This window comes from Phytohabitans rumicis (genome assembly GCF_011764445.1).
Lineage (GTDB): Bacteria > Actinomycetota > Actinomycetes > Mycobacteriales > Micromonosporaceae > Phytohabitans > Phytohabitans rumicis.
Genome location: NZ_BLPG01000001.1, coordinates 6,704,174 through 6,727,675, shown reverse-complemented (window position 1 = coordinate 6,727,675; position 23,502 = coordinate 6,704,174). Strand labels below are relative to the sequence as shown.

25 protein-coding genes and 1 pseudogene are annotated in these 23,502 nt (G+C 71.2%); 13 read left to right on the top strand and 13 right to left on the bottom strand.

The genetic code is table 11. The annotated features are described in order from the left end of the window. Positions 1-199: 199 nt before the first annotated feature. Positions 200-1,228 (top strand): LacI family DNA-binding transcriptional regulator, encoded by a 1,029-nt coding sequence (locus tag Prum_RS30620; protein ID WP_173079625.1) that lies wholly within the window; start codon positions 200-202, stop codon positions 1,226-1,228. Here Prum_RS30620 and Prum_RS30615 read toward each other — a convergent pair whose 3' ends face one another. From Prum_RS30615 to Prum_RS30605, 3 genes are all read right to left on the bottom strand, one after another. Further along, positions 1,229-1,594 carry a hypothetical protein gene (locus Prum_RS30615; RefSeq protein ID WP_173079624.1) on the bottom strand — a complete coding sequence of 122 codons (366 nt, stop codon included), beginning with the start codon at positions 1,592-1,594 and terminating at the stop codon, positions 1,229-1,231. It lies immediately after the preceding gene. A gap of 27 nt (positions 1,595-1,621) precedes the next feature. Further along, positions 1,622-1,861 carry a hypothetical protein gene (locus Prum_RS30610; RefSeq protein WP_173079623.1) on the bottom strand — a complete coding sequence of 80 codons (240 nt, stop codon included), beginning with the start codon at positions 1,859-1,861 and terminating at the stop codon, positions 1,622-1,624. A 99-nt stretch (positions 1,862-1,960) separates the two neighbouring features. Next, positions 1,961-3,178: a glycosyltransferase gene (locus Prum_RS30605; RefSeq protein ID WP_173079622.1), complete on the bottom strand. Its 1,218-nt coding sequence runs from the start codon at positions 3,176-3,178 to the stop codon at positions 1,961-1,963. Positions 3,179-3,564: 386 nt separating this feature from the next. On the opposite strand from Prum_RS30605, the gene Prum_RS30600 reads away from it, so the two are divergent. From Prum_RS30600 to Prum_RS30590, 3 genes are read left to right on the top strand one after another with little or no spacing between them, the layout of a single operon-like run. Beyond that, entirely contained in the window at positions 3,565-4,305 is a 741-nt protein-coding gene (locus Prum_RS30600; RefSeq protein WP_173079621.1) for an ABC transporter permease, read from the top strand. 56 nt (positions 4,306-4,361) lie between these two features. Continuing rightward, positions 4,362-5,168, top strand: a complete 807-nt coding sequence (locus Prum_RS30595; protein WP_173079620.1) for an SAM-dependent methyltransferase — start codon at positions 4,362-4,364, stop codon at positions 5,166-5,168. Continuing rightward, positions 5,165-6,883, top strand: a complete 1,719-nt coding sequence (locus tag Prum_RS30590; RefSeq protein WP_173079619.1) for a putative bifunctional diguanylate cyclase/phosphodiesterase — start codon at positions 5,165-5,167, stop codon at positions 6,881-6,883. The genes Prum_RS30595 and Prum_RS30590 overlap by 4 nt, the downstream gene beginning before the upstream one ends. A 7-nt stretch (positions 6,884-6,890) precedes the next feature. Here the strand turns inward: Prum_RS30590 and Prum_RS30585 are convergent, their stop codons facing one another. Continuing rightward, the gene (locus tag Prum_RS30585; RefSeq protein WP_173079618.1) at positions 6,891-8,480 is read right to left on the bottom strand and encodes a phytoene desaturase family protein; all 1,590 of its coding nucleotides are present in this window, start codon (positions 8,478-8,480) and stop codon (positions 6,891-6,893) included. A 42-nt stretch (positions 8,481-8,522) separates the two neighbouring features. On the opposite strand from Prum_RS30585, the gene Prum_RS30580 reads away from it, so the two are divergent. Next, on the top strand, positions 8,523-9,464 hold the full coding sequence (locus tag Prum_RS30580; RefSeq protein ID WP_308785387.1) for a YihY/virulence factor BrkB family protein: 942 nt from the start codon (positions 8,523-8,525) through the stop codon (positions 9,462-9,464). On the opposite strand, the gene Prum_RS30575 is transcribed toward Prum_RS30580, so the two are convergent. Further along, the gene (locus tag Prum_RS30575) at positions 9,358-10,146 is read right to left on the bottom strand and encodes an MFS transporter (protein ID WP_246278195.1); all 789 of its coding nucleotides are present in this window, start codon (positions 10,144-10,146) and stop codon (positions 9,358-9,360) included. The genes Prum_RS30580 and Prum_RS30575 overlap by 107 nt on opposite strands. Next, the gene (locus Prum_RS52150; protein WP_246278194.1) at positions 10,143-10,541 is read right to left on the bottom strand and encodes an MFS transporter; all 399 of its coding nucleotides are present in this window, start codon (positions 10,539-10,541) and stop codon (positions 10,143-10,145) included. The genes Prum_RS30575 and Prum_RS52150 overlap by 4 nt, the downstream gene beginning before the upstream one ends. 130 nt (positions 10,542-10,671) lie before the next feature. Here Prum_RS52150 and Prum_RS30570 point away from each other — a divergent pair, with 130 nt between their 5' ends. Next, positions 10,672-10,893, top strand: coding sequence for a hypothetical protein (locus Prum_RS30570; protein WP_173079617.1), 222 nt, complete (start codon positions 10,672-10,674; stop codon positions 10,891-10,893). A gap of 99 nt (positions 10,894-10,992) precedes the next feature. Beyond that, complete coding sequence (locus Prum_RS52145) at positions 10,993-11,331, top strand: DUF6401 family natural product biosynthesis protein (protein ID WP_246278193.1); 339 nt, start codon at positions 10,993-10,995, stop codon at positions 11,329-11,331. Between the two features lie 129 nt (positions 11,332-11,460). On the opposite strand, the pseudogene Prum_RS30565 reads toward Prum_RS52145, so the two are convergent. The 3 genes and pseudogenes from Prum_RS30565 to Prum_RS30555 all read right to left on the bottom strand — a co-directional run. Then, positions 11,461-12,204 (bottom strand): annotated as a pseudogene (locus Prum_RS30565) (mechanosensitive ion channel family protein); the annotation flags it as partial. Between the two features lie 86 nt (positions 12,205-12,290). Next, positions 12,291-14,309 (bottom strand): glycerophosphodiester phosphodiesterase family protein, encoded by a 2,019-nt coding sequence (locus tag Prum_RS30560; protein ID WP_173079616.1) that lies wholly within the window; start codon positions 14,307-14,309, stop codon positions 12,291-12,293. Positions 14,310-14,356: 47 nt separating this feature from the next. After that, positions 14,357-15,283, bottom strand: coding sequence for an anti-sigma factor RsbA family regulatory protein (locus Prum_RS30555; protein ID WP_173079615.1), 927 nt, complete (start codon positions 15,281-15,283; stop codon positions 14,357-14,359). Between the two features lie 175 nt (positions 15,284-15,458). Between Prum_RS30555 and Prum_RS53955 the strand changes: the two genes are divergently transcribed. Both Prum_RS53955 and Prum_RS30545 read left to right on the top strand, forming a co-directional pair. Next, complete coding sequence (locus Prum_RS53955; protein WP_173079614.1) at positions 15,459-16,874, top strand: glycoside hydrolase family 6 protein; 1,416 nt, start codon at positions 15,459-15,461, stop codon at positions 16,872-16,874. 60 nt (positions 16,875-16,934) lie between these two features. After that, the gene (locus tag Prum_RS30545; protein ID WP_173079613.1) at positions 16,935-17,498 is read left to right on the top strand and encodes a hypothetical protein; all 564 of its coding nucleotides are present in this window, start codon (positions 16,935-16,937) and stop codon (positions 17,496-17,498) included. A 68-nt stretch (positions 17,499-17,566) separates the two neighbouring features. On the opposite strand, the gene Prum_RS30540 is transcribed toward Prum_RS30545, so the two are convergent. Next, complete coding sequence (locus tag Prum_RS30540) at positions 17,567-18,523, bottom strand: DNA polymerase domain-containing protein (protein WP_173079612.1); 957 nt, start codon at positions 18,521-18,523, stop codon at positions 17,567-17,569. Between the two features lie 258 nt (positions 18,524-18,781). Next, on the bottom strand, positions 18,782-19,606 hold the full coding sequence (locus Prum_RS30535) for a glycerophosphodiester phosphodiesterase (RefSeq protein WP_173079611.1): 825 nt from the start codon (positions 19,604-19,606) through the stop codon (positions 18,782-18,784). Between the two features lie 55 nt (positions 19,607-19,661). Here Prum_RS30535 and Prum_RS30530 point away from each other — a divergent pair, with 55 nt between their 5' ends. Continuing rightward, on the top strand, positions 19,662-20,138 hold the full coding sequence (locus Prum_RS30530) for a YflT domain-containing protein (protein ID WP_308785386.1): 477 nt from the start codon (positions 19,662-19,664) through the stop codon (positions 20,136-20,138). On the opposite strand, the gene Prum_RS30525 is transcribed toward Prum_RS30530, so the two are convergent. Beyond that, positions 20,104-20,709, bottom strand: a complete 606-nt coding sequence (locus Prum_RS30525) for a DUF1684 domain-containing protein (RefSeq protein WP_173079610.1) — start codon at positions 20,707-20,709, stop codon at positions 20,104-20,106. The genes Prum_RS30530 and Prum_RS30525 overlap by 35 nt on opposite strands. A 137-nt stretch (positions 20,710-20,846) precedes the next feature. On the opposite strand from Prum_RS30525, the gene Prum_RS30520 reads away from it, so the two are divergent. From Prum_RS30520 to Prum_RS30510, 3 genes are read left to right on the top strand one after another with little or no spacing between them, the layout of a single operon-like run. Continuing rightward, positions 20,847-21,686 carry an NAD(+)/NADH kinase gene (locus tag Prum_RS30520; RefSeq protein ID WP_218577401.1) on the top strand — a complete coding sequence of 280 codons (840 nt, stop codon included), beginning with the start codon at positions 20,847-20,849 and terminating at the stop codon, positions 21,684-21,686. Positions 21,687-21,715: 29 nt separating this feature from the next. Beyond that, on the top strand, positions 21,716-22,177 hold the full coding sequence (locus Prum_RS30515) for a MarR family winged helix-turn-helix transcriptional regulator (RefSeq protein ID WP_173079609.1): 462 nt from the start codon (positions 21,716-21,718) through the stop codon (positions 22,175-22,177). 12 nt (positions 22,178-22,189) lie between these two features. Beyond that, positions 22,190-23,182, top strand: a complete 993-nt coding sequence (locus Prum_RS30510; protein ID WP_173079608.1) for a pirin family protein — start codon at positions 22,190-22,192, stop codon at positions 23,180-23,182. Positions 23,183-23,251: 69 nt separating this feature from the next. Here the strand turns inward: Prum_RS30510 and Prum_RS53950 are convergent, their stop codons facing one another. Next, a complete protein-coding gene (locus Prum_RS53950; protein WP_281369027.1) occupies positions 23,252-23,377 on the bottom strand; it encodes a hypothetical protein in 126 nt (41 codons plus the stop codon). Between the last annotated feature and the right edge of the window lie 125 nt (positions 23,378-23,502).

The following is a 23,502-nucleotide window of genomic DNA, read 5'->3' as shown; positions in this document are numbered from 1 at the left end:
GGCAGAGATAGGCATGCACGCCACCTCCCGCTGCGCTTGCCCAAAAGAAACCAAACGCCAACGCTGAGGGTCGCGGCCGCCCGGTGGCCGAAAACCTTTTCGGCAATGTAGCCACCCCGTTACGACGATGTCAAGGGTCGATATCTTGGCCGAGAGATGATGTAGTCTTCACACCGAAAGTTGATTCGAAAGGATTTCGGTGGGCAGGCAGCGATCCCAGTCGGTCACGCTGAGCGACGTGGCCCGGCTGGCCGGCGTATCGGTGGCGACCGCGTCGAAGGCGCTCAACGCGCGCGACGAGGTCGCGCCCGAGACCCGTCGCCGTGTCCTCCAGGCAGCCGACGAGCTCTCCTTCCAGCCGAACGTGCTCGCCCGCGGCCTCATCTCCGGGCGCACCCGCACGGTCGGCCTGCTCACCGACGAGCTCGCCGGCCGGTTCTCCATCCCGATCCTGCTGGGCGTGGAAAACGCGTTGGGCAACGAGCAGATGTCCGTCCTGCTGTGCGACGCCCGCGGCGACGCCATCCGCCGCCAGCACTACATCCGTACGCTGCTGGCGCGCCAGGTCGACGGCTTCATCGTGCTCGGCGACTCCAACGACCTTCGCCCGTCGCTCACCCGCGACATCCCGGTCCCGGTCGTCTACGTGTACGGCGAGTCCGACGACCCGGGCGACCTGTCGGTACTCGCCGACGACGAGGACGGCGCCCGGCTCGCCACCGAGCACCTGGTCTCCTTGGGCCGCCAACGGATCGCGCACATCACCGGCCCGGAGGCGTACCGGGCCGCCCGCGACCGCGTCGCCAGCCTCCGCAAAGTCCTCGCGGCCGCCGGACTCCCGCTCGTCGGCGGCGACCCCTTGTACGGCGAGTGGTCACAGCGCTGGGGCCGGAACGCCGCCAAGATGCTCCTCACCGCCAACCCCGAGATCGACGCCATCTTCTGCGGCAACGACCAGATCGCCACCGGCGTGGCCAACACCGTCCGGGAGCTCGGCCGCCAAATCCCCGACGACGTCTCCATCATCGGGTACGACAACTGGCATGAGTTCGCCGCCGACTGCCAGCCCCCACTGACCACAGTGGACCTCAACCTGCAGCAGCTCGGCGCGACCGCGGTGAAACACCTTTTCGCCGCCCTGGACGGCCAGCCCGCGTCGGGCGTCATCCGCCAACCCTGCCGCCTGGTAGTCCGCGACTCCACCGGCCCGGCCACACGCCGCGAATGACTAAGCGGTCCGACTGTTCTTGCGAGTGACGCGGCGCTTCTTCGCGGACTCCGCCACGCCGGCTAGCCGCCGGACCTCGTCAAGCTCCCGCTGCAGTGCGTCCAATGCCTTGCGGACGCCCGCGGCGTCCACCGTGGGAGCGCCGGTCGCCGCACGCAGTGCCGCATTCCGGATGTACGTCGACAACGGCACACCCGCCGCGCGAGCAGCCGTATCGATGGGGCCAAGCTCGCCCCGGTTGAACCTAACCGACACGACCGACCGGACATCCTGGTCGACGTCGACCTCAACCTGCTCCAACTGATCAACCTCGTGGCGGTGGGTGTACGCCTCGTCGGCCATCCGCGCGTAGTCGTCGTCCTCCATCCGATTCCGTCCTTCCCGATTGGCCATTTACTTCTCCCACGCGTTGATCGGCTTCGCGGTGCGGGTTTCCGCTTCGTAGATGAAGGCGACCACGAGTGGCCTGCCGGCACTGGTCCGCCCGGTAGCGAGATGCGTCGCCGCTCGGCCCGGCAGGTTGCGCCGAAAGACGGACCGGAAGTCGCACAGAACGTCCTCGATCTCCGCGACACTTGCCCGCCTCGTGGCATAGGGCGTGTTTCCGTTCCACAAGACTTGTCTGATCCTCATGGGTGGCAAGATCGCCATCCTCCAACGTAGTACGCACAACTTATCACGTATTACGCTGGAGCGACACGCGTCAGTCTGTCGGCACCCTACGAATCTCGCTCACGCCACGGCGCCCCTGGTCCGACGCAGCCGGCTGACCGCCGAGTAGACGGCGGTGAGCTGCTCGGCGACCCGCTTCCACGAGTAGCACTGGCGGGCCCGGTCGAGCGCCGCCGTGGCGTACGCGAACCTGCGCACCGGATCGCCCAGCAGTCGGCGCATCGCGACGCCCAGCGAGCGGGGGTCGCGTGGGGGCACGAGGTCGCCGGTGAGGCCGTCCACGACGGTGTCCGTGAGGCCGCCGACCGACGAGCCGATCACGGGTACGCCGCAAGCCATCGCCTCCAGCGGAGTGCGGCCGAACTGCTCGTACCAGGGGGCGGACGCGAGCACGTCGGCCGAACGGTACCAGCGGGGCATGTCGCTGGCCGGCACCGCGCCGACGAGTTGGACCCGGTCGGCGACGTTGGTCGACTCCGCGACGCTGCGCAGCCGTTGGGCGAACGGGTCGGTGGCGAGCTGCGCGGCGTCCGGCCCGCCGACCACGACACACTCGGCGCGGGGCACGACCCGCATCGCCTGGATGACGTCGGCGAGTCCCCTGCGTTCCACGAACCCACCCACCGTGAGGATGCGCGGCCGGCGCGGATCACGCGCTACCGCCGGACCGTCCGGTGTGAACCGTCCACTGTCGACGCCGGACGGGACGATAGCCATCCTGGCGCGGGGAACGCCCATGCGGACCAGTTCGCGCACCTCGTCCTGGCACTGCGCGACGACGCGGTCCACGGCGCGGCCCAGCGCCCGCTCGTATCCGATCCGCTGCGGCGGGCTGGTGTCCGCCGCGCCTTGGTGGCGCCGATTCACCGTGCCCAGCGCGTGGTACGTCTGTACGACCGGCACGCCGACCTGGCGCCCGGCGACAACGGCGGCCAGGCCACTCATCCAGAAGTGGGCGTGCGCCACGGTGGGCGCCCAGTCGTCGCCCCGCCACTGATCGACCAGCCAGCGGCCGAAGTCCTTCATGTACGGCAGCAGCGCCTCCGCGGGCAACGGCTCGGGCGGGCCGGCCGGCACGTGTGCCACCTCCACGCCGTCTCTCATCGGCACGAGCGCGGGCAGCCCGGCGGAGTCGCGCCGGGTGTAGACGCGCACGTCGTGGCCCTGCTCCGCGAGCGCGGCGGACAACTCGGCGACGTGGATGTTCTGCGCACCGGCATCCGCGCCGCCCAGTGCGGCGAGCGGGCTGGCGTGCTCCGAGATCATCGCGATGCGCATGCAGTCCCCTCCAGCAGCAGGTCCCCGTGCGGACGGCCTCGCACGAGGCAGGTTCCCGGACTCCCAAGACCTAAACATCAACTGACGCCACGCCGTGGCTGTGCTCCAGGAGCCCGGCGCCGTCGATCAAGGGCATACGGTCGTGCTTTGATCTCTAAACCACGACCGTATGCCCTTGATCGGCGCGGAAATCCTTGATCGGCGAGGCTGGTGGCTACCGCGCCCGCGCGGCCCGGAGTCGGGGTCGACCCCGGGCGGGGCGCCGACCCATCATCCCGAGACGGCGGAGCGCTAGGCACTGCGCCCCCAGTAGGGCGCTCCCTTCAAGCGAAAACTTCATGATCACCGGATGGGTGGCGGGTGGGTGGCGCGGGAAGATCTAGTCCGTGAACGCTACTGAGCTTCCGGTTGGGCCACTATTGGCGGGCGTCCTTGTTGCGCTGACCGCGTACGCGGCGATCGGCGCGTACGCCGGGAAGCTCGGCACCGGCAAGGCCGTCGTGACCGCGTCGATCCGGGCGACCGTGCAGCTCATAGCGGTTTCCGCCGTCATCGTCGCGGTGCTGCGCCACGGGCTGCTCACGGTGGCGTTCGTCACGCTGATGTACGTGGTGGCCACGCTGACCTCCGCGCGGCGCGTCGCCGAGAACTGGTCGGCGTGGTGGATACCGGCGGCCGCCATCGCGACCGGGGTGGTACCGGTGCTGGTCCTGCTCCTCGCCTCGGGGTTGGTGCCACTGCGGGGCATCTCGGTCGTACCCATCGCGGGCATCCTGATCGGCGGCGCGATGACCGCGACCTCGCTCGCCGGCCGGCGGGCCCGCGACGAGCTGCGCACCCGCCACGGCGAGTACGAGGCCGGGCTGGCTCTCGGCCTGCTGCGGCGCGACGCGGCCCTGGAGATCTGCCGGCCCACGGCGGCGACCGCGCTGGTCCCGGCGCTGGATCAGACCCGGACGGTCGGCCTGGTCACACTGCCGGGGGCGTTCGTCGGTGTGCTGTTGGGCGGCGCCAGCCCGGTGCAGGCCGGCGCTATCCAACTGCTGGTGCTCATCGGCCTGCTGGCCGTGGAGGTGGCCGCGATCATCGTGACGATCGAGGGGGTGTGCGCGAGCGGCCGCGTTTGAGCTGTGACCGCTGACACAGGATACTTGGTGTCCTACCCCCACCCCCGAGGAGCGCGATGACCGACCGACCGGACTGGGCACCCGCCGACGTCGATCTCAACACGGCCACCCTGGCCAGGGCGTACGACTATCTGCTCGGCGGCTCGCACAACTTCACCGCCGACCGCGAGCTGGCCCGCAAGCTGACCGAGGTGTTCCCGGACGCCAAAGTACAGGCACGGATAAATCGGGCATTCCTCCACCGCGCTGTGCGGCACGTTCTCGATCAGGGGATCCGGCAGTTCCTCGACATCGGGTCGGGCATCCCGACGGTCGGCAACGTGCACGAGATCGCGCAGAAGGTCGACCCGCTGGCGCGGGTGGCGTACGTCGACATCGATCCGGTCGCCGTCGCGCACAGCCAGCAGATCCTCGCCACCAACGGGTACGCGACGGCGATCCGCGAGGACTTCTCCGCGCCCCAGGCCATCCTCGACAGCCCGGGCGTGCGCGGACTGATCGACTTCGACAAGCCGGTGGCGCTGCTGCTCGTGGCACTGCTGCACGCCGTCCGCGACGAGCGCGACCCGTACGGCGCACTCCAGACGCTCAAGGACCGGCTGGCGCCGGGCAGCTACCTGGTGATCGGGCACGCCACCCACGAGAGCCGCCCCGACGAGTTCAAAGAGGCCAGCCGGGCGATCGAACGGACGCCGACCCCGCTGGCGACGCGTACCCGGGCCGAGATCCTTCGCTTCTTCGACGGCTTCGAGCTGGTCGAGCCCGGCCTGGTCTGGGTGCACGAGTGGCGCCCGGAGTCGCCCGACGACAAGCCGGAGCAGCTCGCCTCGATGAACTACGGGGGCGTAGGGCGCAAGCCATGAGGCCGGTGGAGCGGTTCGCGCGGGCGTGGGGCCAGGCGGTCCACGACGCCAGCTACGTGCTGTTGACGCGGGCCGAGCGGGAGGCGTTCTTTCTCGACCTCAGCGAGCGGCTGGCGCAGGCGCTGACCGCCGACCCGTTCGACGCGGTCGGCGGCTACCGGGTCGGCGTCGACCTCGCCAACACGGCCGCGATCGCGCCCGAAGGGCTCGGGCGCACGGTCACCATGCTCACCACCCGCCTACTGTCCACTCTGGACCTGTCCGGTGTGGTCAGTCGCGAGCGCCTGGCCGCGCTCGTCGAGGCGCTCACCATGGGCTACACCGCGACCCTGCACGACCGGACCCTGGACCAGCAGGACTCGCTGCGCCGGGCCGACATCACCGCCCGCTCCGAGGCGGAGCGGGCGCTGCGGCGCAGCGAGGAGCGGCTGCGGCACGCGGCGCTGCACGACGCGCTGACCGGCCTGCCCAACCGGACACAGCTGAGCCATTGGCTGAGCGAACTGCGGACGGACGCCTCCGCGCCGGGCCGCTTCGGCCTCTGCCTCATCGGCGTCGACCGGGTCCGCGCGGTCAACAACAGCCTCGGGTACGCCGCTGGCGACCGCCTGCTGCGGGCGGTCGCCGAGCGGCTGTCGCAGGTGCCGGATGCCGTCGCGTGTCACCTGGGCGGCGACGAGTTCGCGCTGCTGATCCGGGGCACCACCAACGCCGAGGACGCGGCGAAGCTGGCCGACCGGGCGCTCGTGCTGCTCCGCGCACCGTTCGAAGTGGACGGCCACGAGCTGCCGGTCGCGGCGAGCGCCGGCGTGGTGGAGCGCGCGGTGGGCGACGGCGACCCGGTGGACGCGATCCGCGCCGCCGCGATGGCGCTGCACTGGGCCAAGGATGACGGCCGGGACCGGTGGCGCGTCTTCGACGACGAGCAGAACGCCCGCGACGTGGCCCGCTACCGGCTCTCGGCGGAGATGCCGGGCGCCTTGGCGCGGGGCGAGTTCGCGCTGGCGTACCAGCCGATGGTCGACCTGACGACCGGCGCGGTCGTCGCGGTGGAAGGGCTGGCCCGGTGGGCACACCCCGAGCTGGGCCGGCTGCTGCCGGGACGGTTCATCGGCCTGGCCGAAGACTCCGGGTTCATCCTGCCGCTGGGCATGCACCTGCTGGAGCAGGCGTGCCGCCAGGCGATGCAATGGCAAAACGTGCGACCCGCGGCGCCCGTCGTTAGCGTCAACCTGGCCGCCCGGCAGCTGTGCTACCCCGGGCTGGCCGCCGAGGTCGCCGCCGTGCTCGACCGGGTGGGCCTGCCGTCGCACCGGCTCCAGCTGGAGATCACCGAAAACGACGTCATGACGGCCGAAGGCGACGCGGTCCGCAACCTGCACGCGCTGGCCGGCCTCGGCGTCCGGGTGGTGCTGGACGACTTCGGCACCGGGTACTGCGGCCTGGCCTACCTGCGCTCCCTGCCGGTGCACGGGATCAAGGTGGCCCGCCCGTTCGTGGCCGGGCTCGACCACCACGGCGCCACGGGCCGCACCGACGAGGCGATCCTGACCTCGCTCGTCCACTTGGGACACACGCTGGACCTGAGCGTCACCGCGGAGGGCATCGAGACCTCGCACCAGCTCGACCGGCTCCGGGCGATCGGGTGCGACGTCGGCCAGGGCTGGCTGCTCGGCCGGCCCGCCCCCGCCGGCCACCTCTTCACGGCAACGTAGGGCCCGGCTAGCGGTAGATGGCGCGGTGCGCGGCCGACACCGCGAGCCGGTACGCGTCGCCGGTCAGCGCGCGATCCCGGGCCAGGGCGGCGCGGGCGGCGTTGGCGCCGGGGCCGCCGTGCACTCCCCCACCCGGGTGCGCCGACGAGCTGGCAAGGAAGAGCCGGTCGACGGGCGTGTCCGCGCGCCCCAGGCCGGGCACCGGGCGCAGGAAGAGCTGCTGGTACGCCGAAGACGTACCGCCGCCGATCGCGCCGCCCACCAGGCTCGGGTTCGCCCGCTCCAGGTCGGCCGGGCCGGCGACGTGCCGCCCGACGACGAGCCGGCCAAACCCCGGGGCATGGTCCTCCAGCACCGCCTCCATGCGTTCGACGTGGGCGAGCACGTCGTCGGCCGACCACTCCCGCCGGAACGGCAGATGCGTATATCCCCACAGCGACTCCGTGCCGGCCGGCGAGCGGCTCGGGTCGGTGGTCGTCAGCTGTCCGATGATGAGGAACGGGTCCTCGGGCACCTCACCGCAGGCCAGCGCGGCTGCGTAGCGGGTCAGTCCATTGAGGTCGCCGCCGACGTGGATGGTGCCGGCGCCGGCGGCGGCCCGGTTCTTCCACGGCATGGGGGCCGACAGCGCCCAGTCCACCTTGACGGTCGAGCCGTCCCAGCGAAAGTGGGCCAGCTCCTCCACCAGGCGGGGCGGCAGCTGGGCCGCGCCGACCAGGTCCAGGTAGAGGGCGGGCGCGGGCACGTCGGCGAGCACCGCCCGGCGAGCCTGCCAGCGCCGGCCGTCCACGGTGGACACACCCACCGCACGGCCACGCGCGGTCAGGACCCGGTCGACGCGTACGCCGTACTCGATGCGACCGCCGCGAACCCGCAGGCGCGCGACGAGCGCCTCGGTGATGCGCTGCGCGCCGCCGATCGGGACCGGCCAGCCGCGCTCCTGGCCCAGCATGGCCAGGAGCCAGCCGTAGACGCCGCTGCCGGCGTCCTCGGTGGACAGATCGGTGTGCAGGGCGCAGCCCGCCAGCAGCGCGGCGGCGCCCTCGCCGCGGAAGAGCTCGTCGCTCAGCCTGCGGACCGGCAGGATGAGGCGGCGGGCCATCCGCAGCGCCCCGGCCACCCGCAGCCGGCGCAGCAGCCCCGCCGTGCCGACCACCGGCGGAAACGGCGTGAACAGCGCCGCCAGCAGGCGGTCGGAGATGGCGCGCCACTCGGCGTACGCATCGAGCCAGCGCGCCCCGTCACCGGCGGCGAACGCTTCGACGGAGGCCGCGGTGGTCTCCGGCCTGCGGTTGAGCGTCGCGGCGCGGCCGTCGGGCAGCAGGTGGGTGAGCACGTCGGGCGCGTGCCGCCAGGCCAGCCCGTGGTCGGTGAGCCGGAGGCGGCGCATGACCGGCGAGGCGTACCCGAGCGGGTAGAACGAGCTGTAGAGGTCGCTCAGGTAGCCGGGCGCGGTGACCTCCGCGGACCGGATCGCGCCGCCGGGCGTGGCGGCGGCCTCCAGCACGAGCACGTCCCACCCGGCGTCGGCCAGCAGGTTGGCGGCGACGAGGCCGTTGTGCCCCGCGCCGACCACCACCGCGTCAACGATCGTCACACCAGGAACCTACCGCTGCCGAGGAGGTCGACGTTTGTGCTGGTGGGTGTGGGGGTAGTGGCGGGCATGTTCGCCACCGCGTCGCAGATCCTGGTCCGGGCCGCCAAGGGCTTCATGAAGGACAACGGCACCGACTGGGCGGCCGCGCTGACGTACTACGCCGTGCTGGCCATCTTTCCCGCCCTCATCGTCATCGTCGCGCTCGTCGGTCTGGTGTCCGAGGGCGAGCAGACCGTCGACACCATCGTCGACATCGCCACCGACCTCGGCGCCGGATCCGTGGCGGCGAACGACAGCGTCGTGAACACGATCAACGACGTGGTGACCAAGCAGGACTCGCCGAGCGTGCTGCTGAGCTTCGGTCTGATCGGAGCGCTGTGGTCCGCGTCCGGCTACGTCGGCGCGTTCACCCGGGCCTCCAACGCGATCTATGGGGTCGAGGAGGACCGCCCGGTCTACAAGCTGCGCCCGCTCCAGCTCCTGATCACCGCGACGGCCCTGGTCCTGCTCGCGGTCGTCGCCGTCATCCTGATCGTCAGCGGCCCGGTCACCGACGCGATCGGCAACGCGCTGGGCGCCGGCGACGCCGCCCGGACCGCCTGGTCGATCCTGAAGTGGCCGGTGCTCGTGGCGGTGATGATGCTGCTGCTGTCGCTGATGTTCTGGATCGCGCCGAACGTGCGCCAGCCGCGGTTCCGCTGGCTCACCATCGGCGGGTTCGTGACGCTCCTGGTCTGGGCGATCTCGTCGTTCGGCTTCGGGCTCTACGTGGCGAACTTCGGCTCGTACGACGCCACGTACGGGACGCTGGGCGGGATCATCGCGTTCCTGGTGTGGCTCTACCTGTCCAACTGCGCGGTCATACTCGGCGTCGAGGTCAACGCGGAACTGCTTGCCGACGGGCGGAGGCGGCGTACAGCAGCATCAGAAGCAGCGACATCGCCACCAGCGAGGGCCCGAGCGCCTCGACGTCCACCCGGCTGATGAGCACGCCGACCAGGCCCGGCAGCAGCGCGCCGCCGAGGGCCGACGCCCCCAGTTGTACGCCGATCGCCCGGTCCGCGTGCGCGTCGCCCACCCGGTCGGCGGTGGTCAGCGTCATCAGCGGGAAGACCGGGGCGGCCGCGAAGCCGATGACCGCCAGGCCGGCGGCGGCGACCCAGCCCGGCGCCGGCAGGGCGACCAGCACCGCGCCGCCCGCCATCCCGGCGAGGCTGGCCCACAGCACCTGGCCGCTGCCGACGCGTTCGGCGACCACGCCCTGGACCACCCGGCCCAGGAAGAGGCTGGCCCAGTACGCGGACACGCACACGCCGGCCACCGCCGGGCCGATGTCGCGCCCCTCGGTCAGCAGCGTGTACGCCCAGAGGCCCGCCGCCACCTCCACGGCGACGTACACGCCGAACGCGAGGGCGCCCAGCCAGACGGCGGGGATGACGAGCGTGTCCCGGATCGGCACCCGCACCGGCGGACCACCGTCCGCCGGGGCCGCGCGGTGGGCGGCCCAGTTGCGCACCGTCAGCACGAACGCGGTGGCGAGCACCGCCTGGGCGGCGGCGACCACGCCGTACCCCCAGCGCCAGGACAGGCCCGCGGACAGCACCGCGGTCATGATCAGCGGGCCGATCGCGACGCCGAGCCCGAAGAACGCGTGCATCCAGTTCATGTGGCGGGGCCGAAGGCCGCCGCCGCGTACGCGTTGAGCCCCGAGTCGATCGCCCCGCCGCCCAGGCCGAGCACCAGCGCGAAGACGACCATCAGGGCGAGGGCCGGCGACATCGCGTACGTCGCGAGCGCGATGCTGCACAGCGCGGTGCTGCCGGCCAGCAGCCGCCCCACGCCCAGCCGCGCGATGGTGAACCCGGCCGCCACGCTGGAGCTCAGATAGCCGGCCGTGCCGAGCGCGAGCAGCAGCCCGACCGACTCCCGCGGCACGTCGAAGTCTTCGCTGATCGACGGCCAGCCCACGCCGAGCAGGCCGTCCGGCAGCCCCAGACTGACGAAGGCGAAGTAGGCGAGCAGCAGCGTTGACCCGCGGGTCGGGGTCCGGGTGGTCGACACGAGATCCGATCCTTCCCGACTGTCGGGTGCCCGCCAACCCTGTTACCAAAGCCGTCTCAACCGGACGCATCAACCACAATCGTCCGATCGTACGACGAGCGGCCGGTGGGGTCCGCGTCAGACTGGCCGGATGCGCCGCGCCCCCCACGCCCCCGGCTTCCTGACCGTCCGCCAGCGCCGCTTCGCCTGGCTCGGCTTCATGCTGACCGCGCTCCAGGCCCCGCTCGCCGCTCGGCTGCTGCCCGACGACTCGTGGCTTTTCAGCATCGTCGTGGCGCTGATGGTGGCCACCGTGATCCTGGCCGACGACGCCATGCGCCGCCGCCCCGCCGACGTTTCCCACCCCGAGTAGCCGGACACTTACACACCGCAATGAGGGTTCTATGAACCCGTCAAGATTCGTCCGACCGGCGGAAGACCCGGTGCGCCTCGCGGGCTAACGTCGATCCACATGACCGGGCTGTTCAGCGCCTTCACGTCGCGCGCCGCCACTCGTTCCGCGCGCACCGCGCTCACCGCCCTGATGTCGGCTATCGGCGCCGACGGCCTGGACGCCGCCGCCCGCCATCCCGGCCTACTGGCCGCCGTCGACCAGCACGCGGCCGCCATCCGCGACAGCCTCTTCGGCGACCTGCGGCCGCTGACCGCGATCCACCTCGCCGGGTACGCCGAAGGCGTGCGCGACGCCGCCGCCGAGCACGGCTGGCACCTCCCCGAGACCCCGGTGGACTGGCACACGCCGGACTGGGTCCTGACCCGCCTGCTCGCCGTCTGCCACCTCGCCCGGTGACCATGGGGTCGGCCAACCCCTGATCACCGGGCCGGAAGCAACCCTAACGCTGGGGTTCGATGCGCTGGGTTTCGTCGTTCGCGCGGTCTCGCGGGGGCCGGACGGCACCACCGGGGCGGCGGGTGCGGGCGCCATCTCGCGGGCCACGTCCTCGCGGCCACTGCGGTACGCCTGGGTCTGCTCCTTGATCGCTTGAGACTCGGCGGCCGCCCGGTCGAGCATGGTCTCCCAGCGCTGCTGCATCGGCCGGATCAGGCCGCCGCCCACGCCGACGATCAGGATGCCGGCGATCGTGGCCAGCGCGGCGATCAGCACCGGCGTGGTGACCGTGGTGGCGATGCCCACCTGGTTGAGCGCGGCGATCGCGCCCAGCACGATGATGAACACCCAGGCGAGCGTGGCCAGCAGCCGGCCGTACGACAGGTTGCCGAGCGCCCCACCGACCAGTTCGCGTACGGCGTTGGCGATGGCCACGGCGACCACGATGATCACGATGGCGACGAACGCCCTGGGCAGCCACGTGACAACGGCGCTGATCAGGTCGCTGATCGGGTTCGGGCCCCAGATGCCGAAAGCGAGTTGCAGGACGAGCAGCAGGACGGCGTAGTAGATGAGCTTGGACGCGACGGTGCTGGCGTCGTACCGGCCGCTCTGGAACACCCGGCCCATGCCGCCGCGCTCGATGGCGCGGTCGAGGCCCACCCGCCGGAGCCCCTTCAGGACGATCCGGCGGATGAACCTCGCGACGATCCAACCCACGAACAGGATCGCCAGGAAGGCGACCGCCTTGGGCAGGAATACGAAGATTGACTTCCACATATCGGTGAGCGCGTCATCGATGTCGACGCGCCCGACCGCCAGAGAATCGGACATCGGTGCCTCCTGTTCCCGGAGCGAGAGCATTCCTTCCGATCATGCAACTCACTCCGGGGCAAGAGGGTATAAACCACCAAAAAAGGTCAGCGCAGGCCGTTCTTGATCGCTACCGCCACCAGCGCGTCCGGGTCGTCCGTGATGATGCCGTCCACGCCCAGGTCGATCACGCGCTGCATGACCGCCGGGTCGTTGACCGTGTACGGCACGACCGCCAGGCCGTACCGCTTCTGGAGCACGGGCACCGTCGGGCCGTGGAAGTACGCCGGGTTGGTCCGCAGGTACCAGTCCGGCGACGCCGACAGCACCTGCGCCGGGTCGTGCACCTGCCAGTTCGACGAGACGGTGGTGGCCCCGGCGGCCCGTACGAGCTTGCCCAGGTCCTGGTACTTCCACCAGTCCAGCCCGCCGGTCCACGGGCTCTTCACCGAAGGGTCGCCGTACGCCGCCTGCAGCGAGCACTCGTCGGCGATCGAGGCGCACTCGGCCGGCCCGTACTGCCAGACCAGGGCGACGGTCTGTACGCGGCGGTCCAGCCGGCGGGCCTCGATGAGCGTGCGCCAGTCGAACGACTGGATCGTGGCGCGGTCGACGAACCCGGCGCGCCGCAGCGAGGAAACCAGCTTCCGGGCGAAGGCGTCCGCGGGAACCGTGTCCGCCACCGTCGGGCTGATCTTGGTTTCGATGTTCAGCCGTACGTCCGACCGGCCCGAGGAGCGCACGAGCGAGAAGACCTCGTCCAGCGTCGGGATCCGCGCCCCCGGCACGGCCACCTGCGCCGGAAACTCCGGCAGTGTCTTCGATCCGCAGTCGATGGTCTTGAGCTGGCGCAGCGTCAGGTCGTGCACCCGCTTGCCGACGTACGGGAACTCCGGGTCACCCGACCACGCCGGCGCGGTGTCGACGCAGTGCGAGCCGTTGATCGTCCGGTCGTGGATGACCACCAGGTGACCGTCCTGCGTGACCCCCGTGTCGAGCTCCAATGTGGACACGGCCCGGTTCGCCAGCGCGTACTCGAATGCCGGCAGTGTGTTTTCCGGCCGCACCGCCCGCGCGCCGCGGTGGCCCTGGATGTCGAACGGGGCGGCGTAGCCGCGCGGCAGCTTGAACCCGCGCTGGGCGAGCAGCCCGCGCAGGCGGTCCGGGTAGTCGGTGATGATGCCGTCCACGCCGTCGTCGATCAGCTTGCCCATCGTCGGTACGTCGTCGATGGTCCACGGCACCACCTTGATGCCGTGGCGGTGCGCGTGCTCGACCATCTGCTTGGTCACATACGGCCGGTACGCCGGGTCGGTCACCGAGCCGCCCTGCGGGAAGCCGTGCACCGGCGAGAACGTGGTCGCACCGAACGACTTGATCGCCTTGATCGGGTCGCCGCCGAAGTCGTCGATGTCGATGCCGCCCAGCCACGGCGACGCGCCCGGCTGCCCGGTCTGCAGGAAGTCGTAGTTGGTGAGAGCAACCAGCGGCAGGCGCGGCTCGACCTGGCGCATCCGCATCAGCGCGCCCCAGTCGAAACTCTGGATCGTCACCTGCTTCAGCAGCCCGGCCGCCCGGATCTCCCGCGCGGTCACCTGCACGAACCGCTCCCGCGGCGCCGTCTCGCTCGGCGCGCCGGCCTCCACTTTGGTCTCCACGTTGAGCTTGACGCCGCTGGCGCCGTACCGCTTCACCAGCGCGAACACCTCGCGCAGCAGCGGCAACCGGGCGCCCGGCACGGCGAGTTGCCCCGGCAGGATGGTCTTGCCGCCACAGTCCAGCGTCCGCACCTGCGCCAGGGTCAGCGTGTTGACGTACTTGCCGACGTACGGAAACTCGGGGTCGCCCGGAACGGCGGGCCCGGTGTCGGCGCACTTCGCGCCGGACACGCGGCGGTCGTGCGTCACCACCGCCTGACCGTCCTCGGTGATCTGCACGTCCAACTCCAGCGTGCTCACGCCGAGCCGCAACGCGTTCCCGAAGGAGGCGAGCGTGCTCTCCACCCGCAGCCCGAGGCCGCCGCGATGGGCCTGCAGGTCGAAGTCGGTCCGCCCGTGCGCCTGCGCGGCACCGGGCAGGAGGGTCAGAATCAGGGCGCCGGCCAGCGCCACACTCAGCTTCTTCACAAGGCGGCATCATCGCGGCCCGGAACGGCCGTCAGGTGAACGGAGAGCTAACCGACGCCGTTCACCGCCATATGGAAGCGCACCGTCGTGGATGTCCGGAGAGTGTGGATGTGCACGGCGTCGGAGAGCAGGTTGACCAGCATCAGCCCGCGGCCGCCCTCGCTGTGGTGCGCCGGCGGGATGCGCCCAGCGAGCACGTCCGTCATCTGGCCGCCGTCGCGCACCTCGCAGACCAGGCCGTCGCCGTCGCGCCAGACCCGCAGCGTGGCCGGACCCAGGCCATGGGTCACCGCGTTGGTCGCCAGCTCGTTGACGGCCACGAGCAGGTCGTCGAGGCGTTCGTCGCGCATGCCGGCAAGCTCGGCGATGGTGACCACGAACCGCCGGACGGCCGGCAGCTCACCCGTGTCGAAGATCAGCACGGCGGGCGGATCGGACGGCTCGGGCAGCGGCCGGTTGAACGAGGCCACCACCGACTCGGGCGCCGTGTACCCGTCGCTGGCTCGGCGCGTACCCGACTCGACCAGGAACGGGTGGGTGCGGACGGCGTCCGCGACCGCCGCCGGCTCGAGCCCGGCGATGTCGTACGGGCACAGGATGGTGGCGCGGCGGTCCGCGAGGGCCAGGTTGATGAGCGCCTCGTGCTGGACGCACCGGGGGTAGACGTCGGCGGGGCGGCCGGGCCAGATCGGCTCCCCGATGATCCGGGCCCACCGGCCGGCGTGCTCGCTGACGAAGGCGTGCAGCACGGCGGGGATGATGCGACCGGGGTTGCGCCCGGCGCGCGCCATGTCCAGGAGCCGTACCCGGCTCGCGGCGGCGCCCAGGGCGCGGCGGATCAGTTGGAGGCGGGGCGCCGGCACGGCGACCAGGACCGGGTCGCCAGCCGCAAGACCACCATCGATGAACTCGCGGACGCCAACGAGGTAGTCCTCGTCGTCCGCGTAGAACATGGCCTCGTGCCGCATGATCATCTAAGTCCCAAGCGTACCTTCCCAGTCGCACTCTAGTACGCCCCGGACATCTCGCTAGATCAACGACAACCGATTGGACTTCGGGTCTTCACATCGACGCAACAAATCCCGTACGGTAATCGATGCCATGGGAGCGCTTCCAATGAGGGAGCTCTATGCCGGGAAGGAGTCCCGCATGCGCAGGAGATCCGCACTCTCCGCCACTGTCGCGGCCGCTGCCGCCGCACTCGCAACGGCGACCGCGGTGGGTGTCGGGCTGCTGCAGCCCCACGCCGCATCGGCCGCCGACTCCGTATTCTACGTGGATCCGGAGACCCAGGCGGCCCGCTGGGTGGCCGCCAACCCCAACGACTCGCGGACCCCTGTCATCCGGGACCGGATCGCCAACACGCCGCAGGCGCGCTGGTTCACCACGACCAACACCTCGGCCGTACGTGGCCAGGTCGACACGCTCGTCGGCGCGGCCGCGGCGGCCGGCAAGATCCCGATCCTGGTGGTCTACAACATCCCCAACCGCGACTGCGGCGGCGCCAGCTCCGGCGGCGCGCCCAGCCACCAGGCGTACCGGCAGTGGGTCGACCAGGTCGCCCTCGGGCTCGCCGGTCGCCCGGCCACCATCATCCTCGAACCTGACGTGCTCGCCCTGATGAGCGACTGCCAGAGCGCCGCCCAGCAGGCCGAGACGAGCGCCTCGATGGCGTACGCGGGCAAGCAGCTCAAGGCCGGCTCGTCGCAGGCCCGGGTCTACTTCGACGCGGCGCATTCCGCGTGGCTGTCCGCCAGCGCGATGGCCGCCCGCCTGGTCGCGGCCGACATCGCCAACAGCGCCCACGGCATCTCGCTGAACGTCTCCAACTACCGCACCAACGCCGAGCTCATCCCGTACGGCAAGGCGGTCATCGCGGCCACCGGCGCGTCCAGCCTGAAGATGGTCATCGACACCAGCCGCAACGGCAACGGCCCGGCCGGCTCGGAGTGGTGCGACCCCGCCGGTCGCGCGATCGGCATCCCGAGCACCAACAGCACCGGCGACGCGGCGGTCGACGCGTTCCTGTGGATCAAGCTGCCGGGCGAGGCGGACGGCTGCATCGCCACCGCCGGCCAGTTCGTCCCGCAGCGGGCGTACGACCTGGCCATCGCGGCCGGCCCGTACACGACGCCGCCCACCACGCGGCCGCCGACCACCGCACCCACCACGGCGGCGCCCACCACCGCGGCCCCGACGACCGCCGCCCCAACCACCGCCGCCCCGACCACGGCGGCGCCCACCACGGCCGCACCCGGGGCCTGCACGGTGGTCTACACGCCGAACCAGTGGACCGGCGGCTTCACCGCCGAACTACGGGTCACCAACCGGGGCGCCGCGGTGTCGAGTTGGACGCTGCGCTTCACGGTCGGCTCCACCGTCCGGCTGACCAACGGCTGGAACGGCACCTGGACCCAGTCCGGTACGCAGATCACGGTGACCAACGCGACCTGGAACGGCCCGCTGGCCACCGGCGCCACGGTCAGCATCGGGTTCCAAGGCACCTTCACCGGCTCCCTGGCGGCGCCGACCGGCTACACCCTCAACGGTGCGGCCTGCTCGTAACTTGCCCCCGGGCCCCGCGCGGTGTGGCGCGGGGCCCACAGGCGGATTGGACGGTGCCGAATGACCGCCGCCATCGAGGCGCCCCCGGTACGCAAGCGCGGCCGGACCCGCTGGATCGCCGTCGCGATCATCGTGGTGGCCGCCACCGTACTGGCGGTGCTGCTGCGCGGCCTCGGCTCGGGCGCCCCCGCCAAGCCGCCGACCCTGCAAAACCAGCTCGCCGACCGGGTCGCCGCGATCCTGGAGCAGTCCACCCCGGCCCAGCACCACGACCACGGCCACGGTGCGGTCGCCAGCGAAGGCGCCGTGCTGTGCGCGGTCAAGACGCTCGGCTTCGACCCGCCCGGCGCGACCACGCTGGCCGAGGTGCGGATCTTCTACGGCAACCACCTGTGCGCGGTCGCCGAGCCCAACCGCGCCTGGGACTTCGCCGTCAAGCTGTCCGGCCCGCTGTCGGTGGAGTTCGTCGAACCGGCGAAGATCCGGGTCGCCGAGGGTGGCGAGGGCTACCCGGAGCGGGTCCGCGACATCATTCCGGCCCAGTACCAGGAGCAGGCGATGCTAGCCCTCGTCGACGACGACGACATGCGCGAGCTACGCCGCCGCTTCGACGACGCCTCCTGAGCCTTTGGTGCAAGGAAGGGCACCTTGTTATCGCTTTTTGCATAACAAGGTGCCCTTCCTTGCACTGCTCACTGGCGGCGGGCTCGGGCTCGGCGCTTGCCCTCGTGCATCGCCTGCACCCGGGCGATCGGGATCTCGTGTCCCTCCGCGATCAGATCGGCCGGCAGCGGCTGCGGCGCGGGCATCCGCTCGACCCACAGGTCGCCCGCGCCCAGCAGCCCCACCGCCGTACGCACGGTGAAGTCGGCGGGGGCGACGCTGTCCAGGTCGTCCCAGGCCACCGGGAACGACACCGGCACCCCCGGCCGCACCCGCGGGCTGTACGCGGACACCACCGTCGCCCCGCCCGCCCGCGTCGAGTCCAGGAAGACCTTCCCCTCCCGGTCCTCCCGGATGAACGCCGTCGTCGCCAGCACCGGGTCGATCCGCTCGGCGCGCGCCGCGATCGCCCGCGTCGCCGCGGCCACATCGTTGATCGGGGCCGCCGCGTCGACCGGGACGAAGATGTGCAGGCCCTTCGCCCCGCTGGTCTTCACGGCACCGACCAGGCCCGCGCCGGCAAGGGCCTCGCGGACCAGGTGCGCGGCCCGCACCGTCTGCGCGAACGCGTCCGCCCCAGGTGGATCGAGATCGAGTACGAGATGCGTGACGCGATCCCAGCGGTCGGCCCGGACCAGCGTCGTGTGGTATTCCACCGCCCGCTGGTTGGCCAGCCACAGCAGCGTTCGGCGGTCGTTGCACAGCGCGTACGACACGTCCCGCCGCGACGACTCGGCCCACAGCGTGACCGTGTTGACCCACGACGGCGTGTACTTCGGGACGTTCTTCTGCATGAACGGTTCCTGGCCGACGCGTACCCGCACGACCGACAGCGGCCGATCGTGCAGCGCCGGGATGATCCGGTCACGCACCGCGTCGAGATAGTCCACCAGGTCGCGCTTTGTCGCGCCCGCCCCGTCGAAGAGCGGCTGGTCGAGATTGGTGAGCGTCACGTCGTCCCGTACCTCATCGCCCATGCCACACATGCTTCCACTGTCAGCCCTCCATCGATCAAGGACTTTCGCCGTCGATCAAGGGCTTGCCCGTCGATCAAGGGCGAATGGCCGTGACTCGATCTCCAAACCACGACCATTCGCCCTTGATCGACGGGGAAATCCTTGATCGACACACATCCGCACCGCCAAGCACGGGCGCCAGCGCGGGCCGCGCCCAAGCCGCACCCGGCCCGGCGTGGGCCGCGTGGGCCGGGGTGGGGCCGCGCGGGCCGGCGCGCTGCGCGTCGATCAAGGACTTTTGCGTCGATCAAGGGCAAACGGCCGCGACTTGATCTCCAAACCACGGCCTTTTGCCCTTGATCGACGGCGAAATCCTTGATCGACGCGCAGCGCGCCGCAGGCGGGCGCCGCGCGCGGCGGGCGGGACGTGCGGGCGCGGGGCGGGGCGGGGCGTGCGGGTGGGACGTGGTTAGCGGGATGCGATGAGGTCCTGGAGGAGGGGAGGTTTTTGCTGATCACGGCGGTTACGTCGAGCGAACGGGCGTGGGCCAGCGCCTCCGGGGTGTCGACGGGCCACACCATCACCGTCTGTACGGACTCGCGCAGCTCCGCCACCACCGCCGGGGTCAGCAGTTCGCGGCGCACGGACACGCCGTACTCGGGTTGGCGGCGCAGCCGGGCGCGCAACCTGCGCAGCGACAGCCGGTTGCTCGCGGACAGCACGCGGCGTACCGGGTCCTCGAACGAGTCCAGCATCCGCCAGTGCTTCGTGCACACCGTGATCGGCGCCCGCGGTGCGACCTCCCGCAGCAGGGCGGCGACCTTCGGGGCGAGCGCCGCCGCCGGGCCCTTCAGGTCGAGCATCAGCCGGGCGTCACCGTCCGCGGCGGTCAGGATCTCCCCGAGTACGGGGAGCGTGGTGTCCCGCCGGCGCGCCAGCTCCCATTTGTCCCACAGCAGTTGCGGGCCGAGCGTCTTGAGGTGCCGTACCTCCAGCGCGCCGCGGAAGAGGTGGATGTCGGCCTCGACCAGGTCGACGCCGGCGTCCAGGGCGGCGCGGAGGCCGGTCACGTCGTTGCCGGCGCGGTGGGCGATGGCGAGCAGAGGAGCCACTGGATCACGGTAGCGCCGCGTTTGCGCGATGCGACCGCGGGGAAGGTGAAACGTCGTGACCAGACCCGAGAATCCTGCCCGTCCTACCGTCACCATCGCGACGTACCCGGACTACATGTCGGCCCAGCGCGCGGTGGACTACCTGTCGGACAACGAGTTCCCGGTCGAACGGGCCGCGATCGTGGGCACCGACCTGCGGCTCGTGGAGAACGTGTTGGGCCGGATGACCACCGGCAAGGCCGCGCTCGCCGGCCTGGCCACCGGCGCCTGGTTCGGCCTGTTCATCGGCCTGCTCTTCGGCATCTTCAGCGAGTCGAACTGGTTCGGCGTCATCCTCACCGGCGTCCTGGTGGGCGCGTTGTGGGGTGCCGTGTTCGGCGCGATCGCGCATGCGATGACCGGCGGCCGGCGCGACTTCACGTCGACGAGTTCGCTGCAGGCCAGCCAGTACGCGGTCGCCGTGGACGCGGAGCACGCCGAGCAGGCCCGCCAGCTGCTCACCCGGCTGAACTGGCAGGCTGCCAATACGTGAGTTCGCCCGCCTCGATCGGGGCGACGAGCCGGTTCTCCTCGGGCGCGAGCGGGCACAGCCACTCCGGCGAGTACGCGCAGCTGGGGTTGTACGCGTAGTTGAAGTCCAGGCGCACCCGGTCACCGGGCAGCACGACCACGCCGCGGCCGAAGGTGCCCTTGACGGTGTCGGTCAGGTACCGGCCGGCGCCGTACGTCTGCTTGCCGTAGGTGCCGTCGCGGAACGGCAGGAACAGGCCACCGCCGTACGCCTCGATCCAGAAGAGGGTCAGCGGACCCCACGGCGTCGCGGCCACCGCGACCCGGCGGTAGCGCACGACGCCGTCCGGACCGCCGGTGTCGAGCTCCAACCCACCAGACGACGGTTCCAGGGGTACGTCGACGACGGCGGCCGGATTTTCCGGAAAGTAGCGCAGTCCGGCGAACGCGGACCGCTCCTCGGCCGGGACGGGTGACTGGGGGTGAGCAGCGAAGAGATCATCCCGGGCAGCCCGGAAGCCGGCCAGGTCAAGATCGGATAGGTACATCCGGGCGACCCGCTCACGCCAGTTCGTCAGATCCAGATCATCCACGCTCTCGAACCCTAACCGCCCAACGAACGTATTCAGGGCGGATGAGGCACTATTTCGCTCCGGCGACCCCGAGGCCCTCGCTGCTACCGTTTGTCCGTGACTTTTCGGACACCTCGATGATCCGTACGGTCGGCTTGGTGCTGCATCCCGAGCGGGACAGCCGCGCCGCCATGTCGACCATCGGCACCTGGGTACGCGGGCATCAGGCAACGCTCATCGGCCTGCCCGAGGAGGTGGATCGCACCGACGGCGCCGTGCCGGTGCCCGCGGAGAAGCTGGCCGACCAGTCCGACCTCGTGGTGAGCCTCGGTGGCGACGGCACGATGCTGCGCTCGATGCGGCTGGCGTGCGGCGGCAAGGCGCCCGTGCTGGGCGTCAACCTGGGCCGGCTCGGCTTTCTGGCCGAGATCGACGTCCCGCAGCTGCCGGAGGCGCTGTCGGCGATCGACGACAAGCGGTTCACGGTGGAGCCGCGGTCGGCGGTGCGCTCGATCTTCCACAATCAAGAGCAGTTGGCGTTCAACGAGGTGGCCCTGGTACGCCGTCCGGGCGGCCCGATGGCCGCGGTCGCGCTCTTCGTGGAGGGGCATCCGTTCATCCACTATGTGGCGGACGCCCTGATCGTGGCGACGCCCACCGGGTCGACGGCGTACAGCTTCTCGGCCGGGGGCCCGATCGTCTCGCCGCGGGCGCAGGGCCTGGTGGTGACGCCGGTGGCGCCGCACTCGGCGTACAACCGGGCGCTGGTGCTCTCCGAGGGCGAAAAGGTCGCGCTGCGGGTGCTGCCGGCGAGCGGCGACCTGGAGGTCGAGTCCGACGGCGCGGTGGTGGGCCGGCTGTGCCCCGGCGACGTGGTGGAGGTCTGCGCGGTGCCGGGCGCCGCGAACGTCGTACGCCTCGGCCACACCACGTTCTACCAGCGGGCGCAGCGCAAGCTCCGGCTCACCGGCTCGACCGAGGTCGACCGCTCCTGGTAGATCCTTCAGATTTGAAGTAACCTGGGGGCATGGCGGAGCCACTCACCCCTACCGAGATGGCCGGCTGGCGGGCCTACATCGAGTCCAGCCAGCGGCTGATGACGCAGCTCGAAGACGACCTGCGCACCGACAGCGGACTGACGTTCGCCGACTACCACGTGCTGGTGTTGCTGTCCGAGGCGCCGGGTCGCCGGCTGCGGATGGGCGAGCTGGCGAACCGCCTCGTGTTCTCGCCGAGCCGCTTGACGTACCAGATCGGGTCGATGGAAAAGCGCGGGCTGGTCGCCCGCGAGAGCTGTCCGGCGGACCGTCGCGGCAGCGAGGCCGTCCTGACGGCCGAGGGCCTGCGCACGCTGCGCGAGGCCGCGCCGCACCACCTGCGGTCGGTGCGCGCCCACTTCGTTGACGACCTCGACGATGCCGAGATCGCCGTCCTGACCAGTGTCTTCACCCGTCTCGGCGAGCGGCTGCGCGCCGAGCGCGTCTCTTAGGGGACAACCACCATGCCAGCCGTCACCGTGGACGACGTGCTCGTCCTGCCCCGCCTGCCCCAGCTCGACGAGGCCACCACCGCGTACCGGCCGGTGCGCCGGCTCATCACCGCGCCCAGCGGCTTCGAGGGCGAGGGGTTCCCGGTGCGCCGGGCCTTCGCCGGCGTGCCGCTGCCCGAGCTCGACCCGTTCATCCACCTGGACCAGATGGGTGAGGTGGACTACGCCCCCGGCGAGCCGAAGGGCACGCCGTGGCACCCGCACCGCGGCTTCGAGACCGTCACGTACATCATCGACGGCGTCTTCGACCACCAGGACTCCAACGGCGGTGGCGGCACCATCACCAACGGCGACACCCAGTGGATGACCGCCGGCGCCGGGATCCTGCACATCGAGAAGCCGCCGGAGCACCTCGTGGTCAGCGGCGGCCTCTTCCACGGCCTGCAACTGTGGGTCAATCTGCCCCGGGTCAAGAAGATGAGCCCGCCGCGCTACCAGGACATCCGCGGCCAGGAGGCGAGCCTGCTGACCACCCCGGACGGCGGCGCGCTGATCCGCGTCATCGCCGGCGAGCTGGCCGGGCACCAGGGCCCGGGCACCACTCACACCCCGATCAGCATCCTGCACGTCACGCTGCAACCGGGCGCCACCCTCGACCTGCCCTGGCGACCGGACTACAACGCCCTGGTGTACGTCCTGGGTGGCCGCGGGACGGTGGGCACCGACCGCCGCCCGTTCCACACCGGACAGATGGCCGTCCACGGTCCCGGGGACGCGATCCGGGTCACCGCCGACGCCAAGCAGGACGCGCACACGCCGGCGCTGGATCTCTACATCATGGGTGGGGAGCCGATCCGCGAGCCGGTCGCCCACTACGGCCCGTTCGTGATGAACACCCGCGAGGAGCTGGTGCAGGCGTTCGAGGACTACCAGGCGGGCCGCTTGGGCGTCATCCCCGCCGCCCACATCCCCCACTCCACCGGCGAGGAGCCGCCGTCGGCCTAGCGCCCCGCTGTTAGGAAGGGCCCCCTGCTATGCAAAAAGCGATAGCAGGGGGCCCTTCCTTGCAGGCGGTCAGAGCGAGATGAGGTACATGCCGAACACGCCGAGCACGACCATCACCAGCATCGTCAGCAGCAGGCCACGCTCGGAGTCGGCGGACGTCTGGGTACGGTCGTTGGTGATGGTCTCGGTGGTCATCGTGGCCTCCCGGCTCGCGTCTTGATGTCATTGACGCTATGGCCGAGCGGCCGGCGGGTAATCCTGGATTCGTGCCGCATGAGCAGTGGTTCCTCTCCGCCCGGGAGCGTGGTAACCCCGCATCC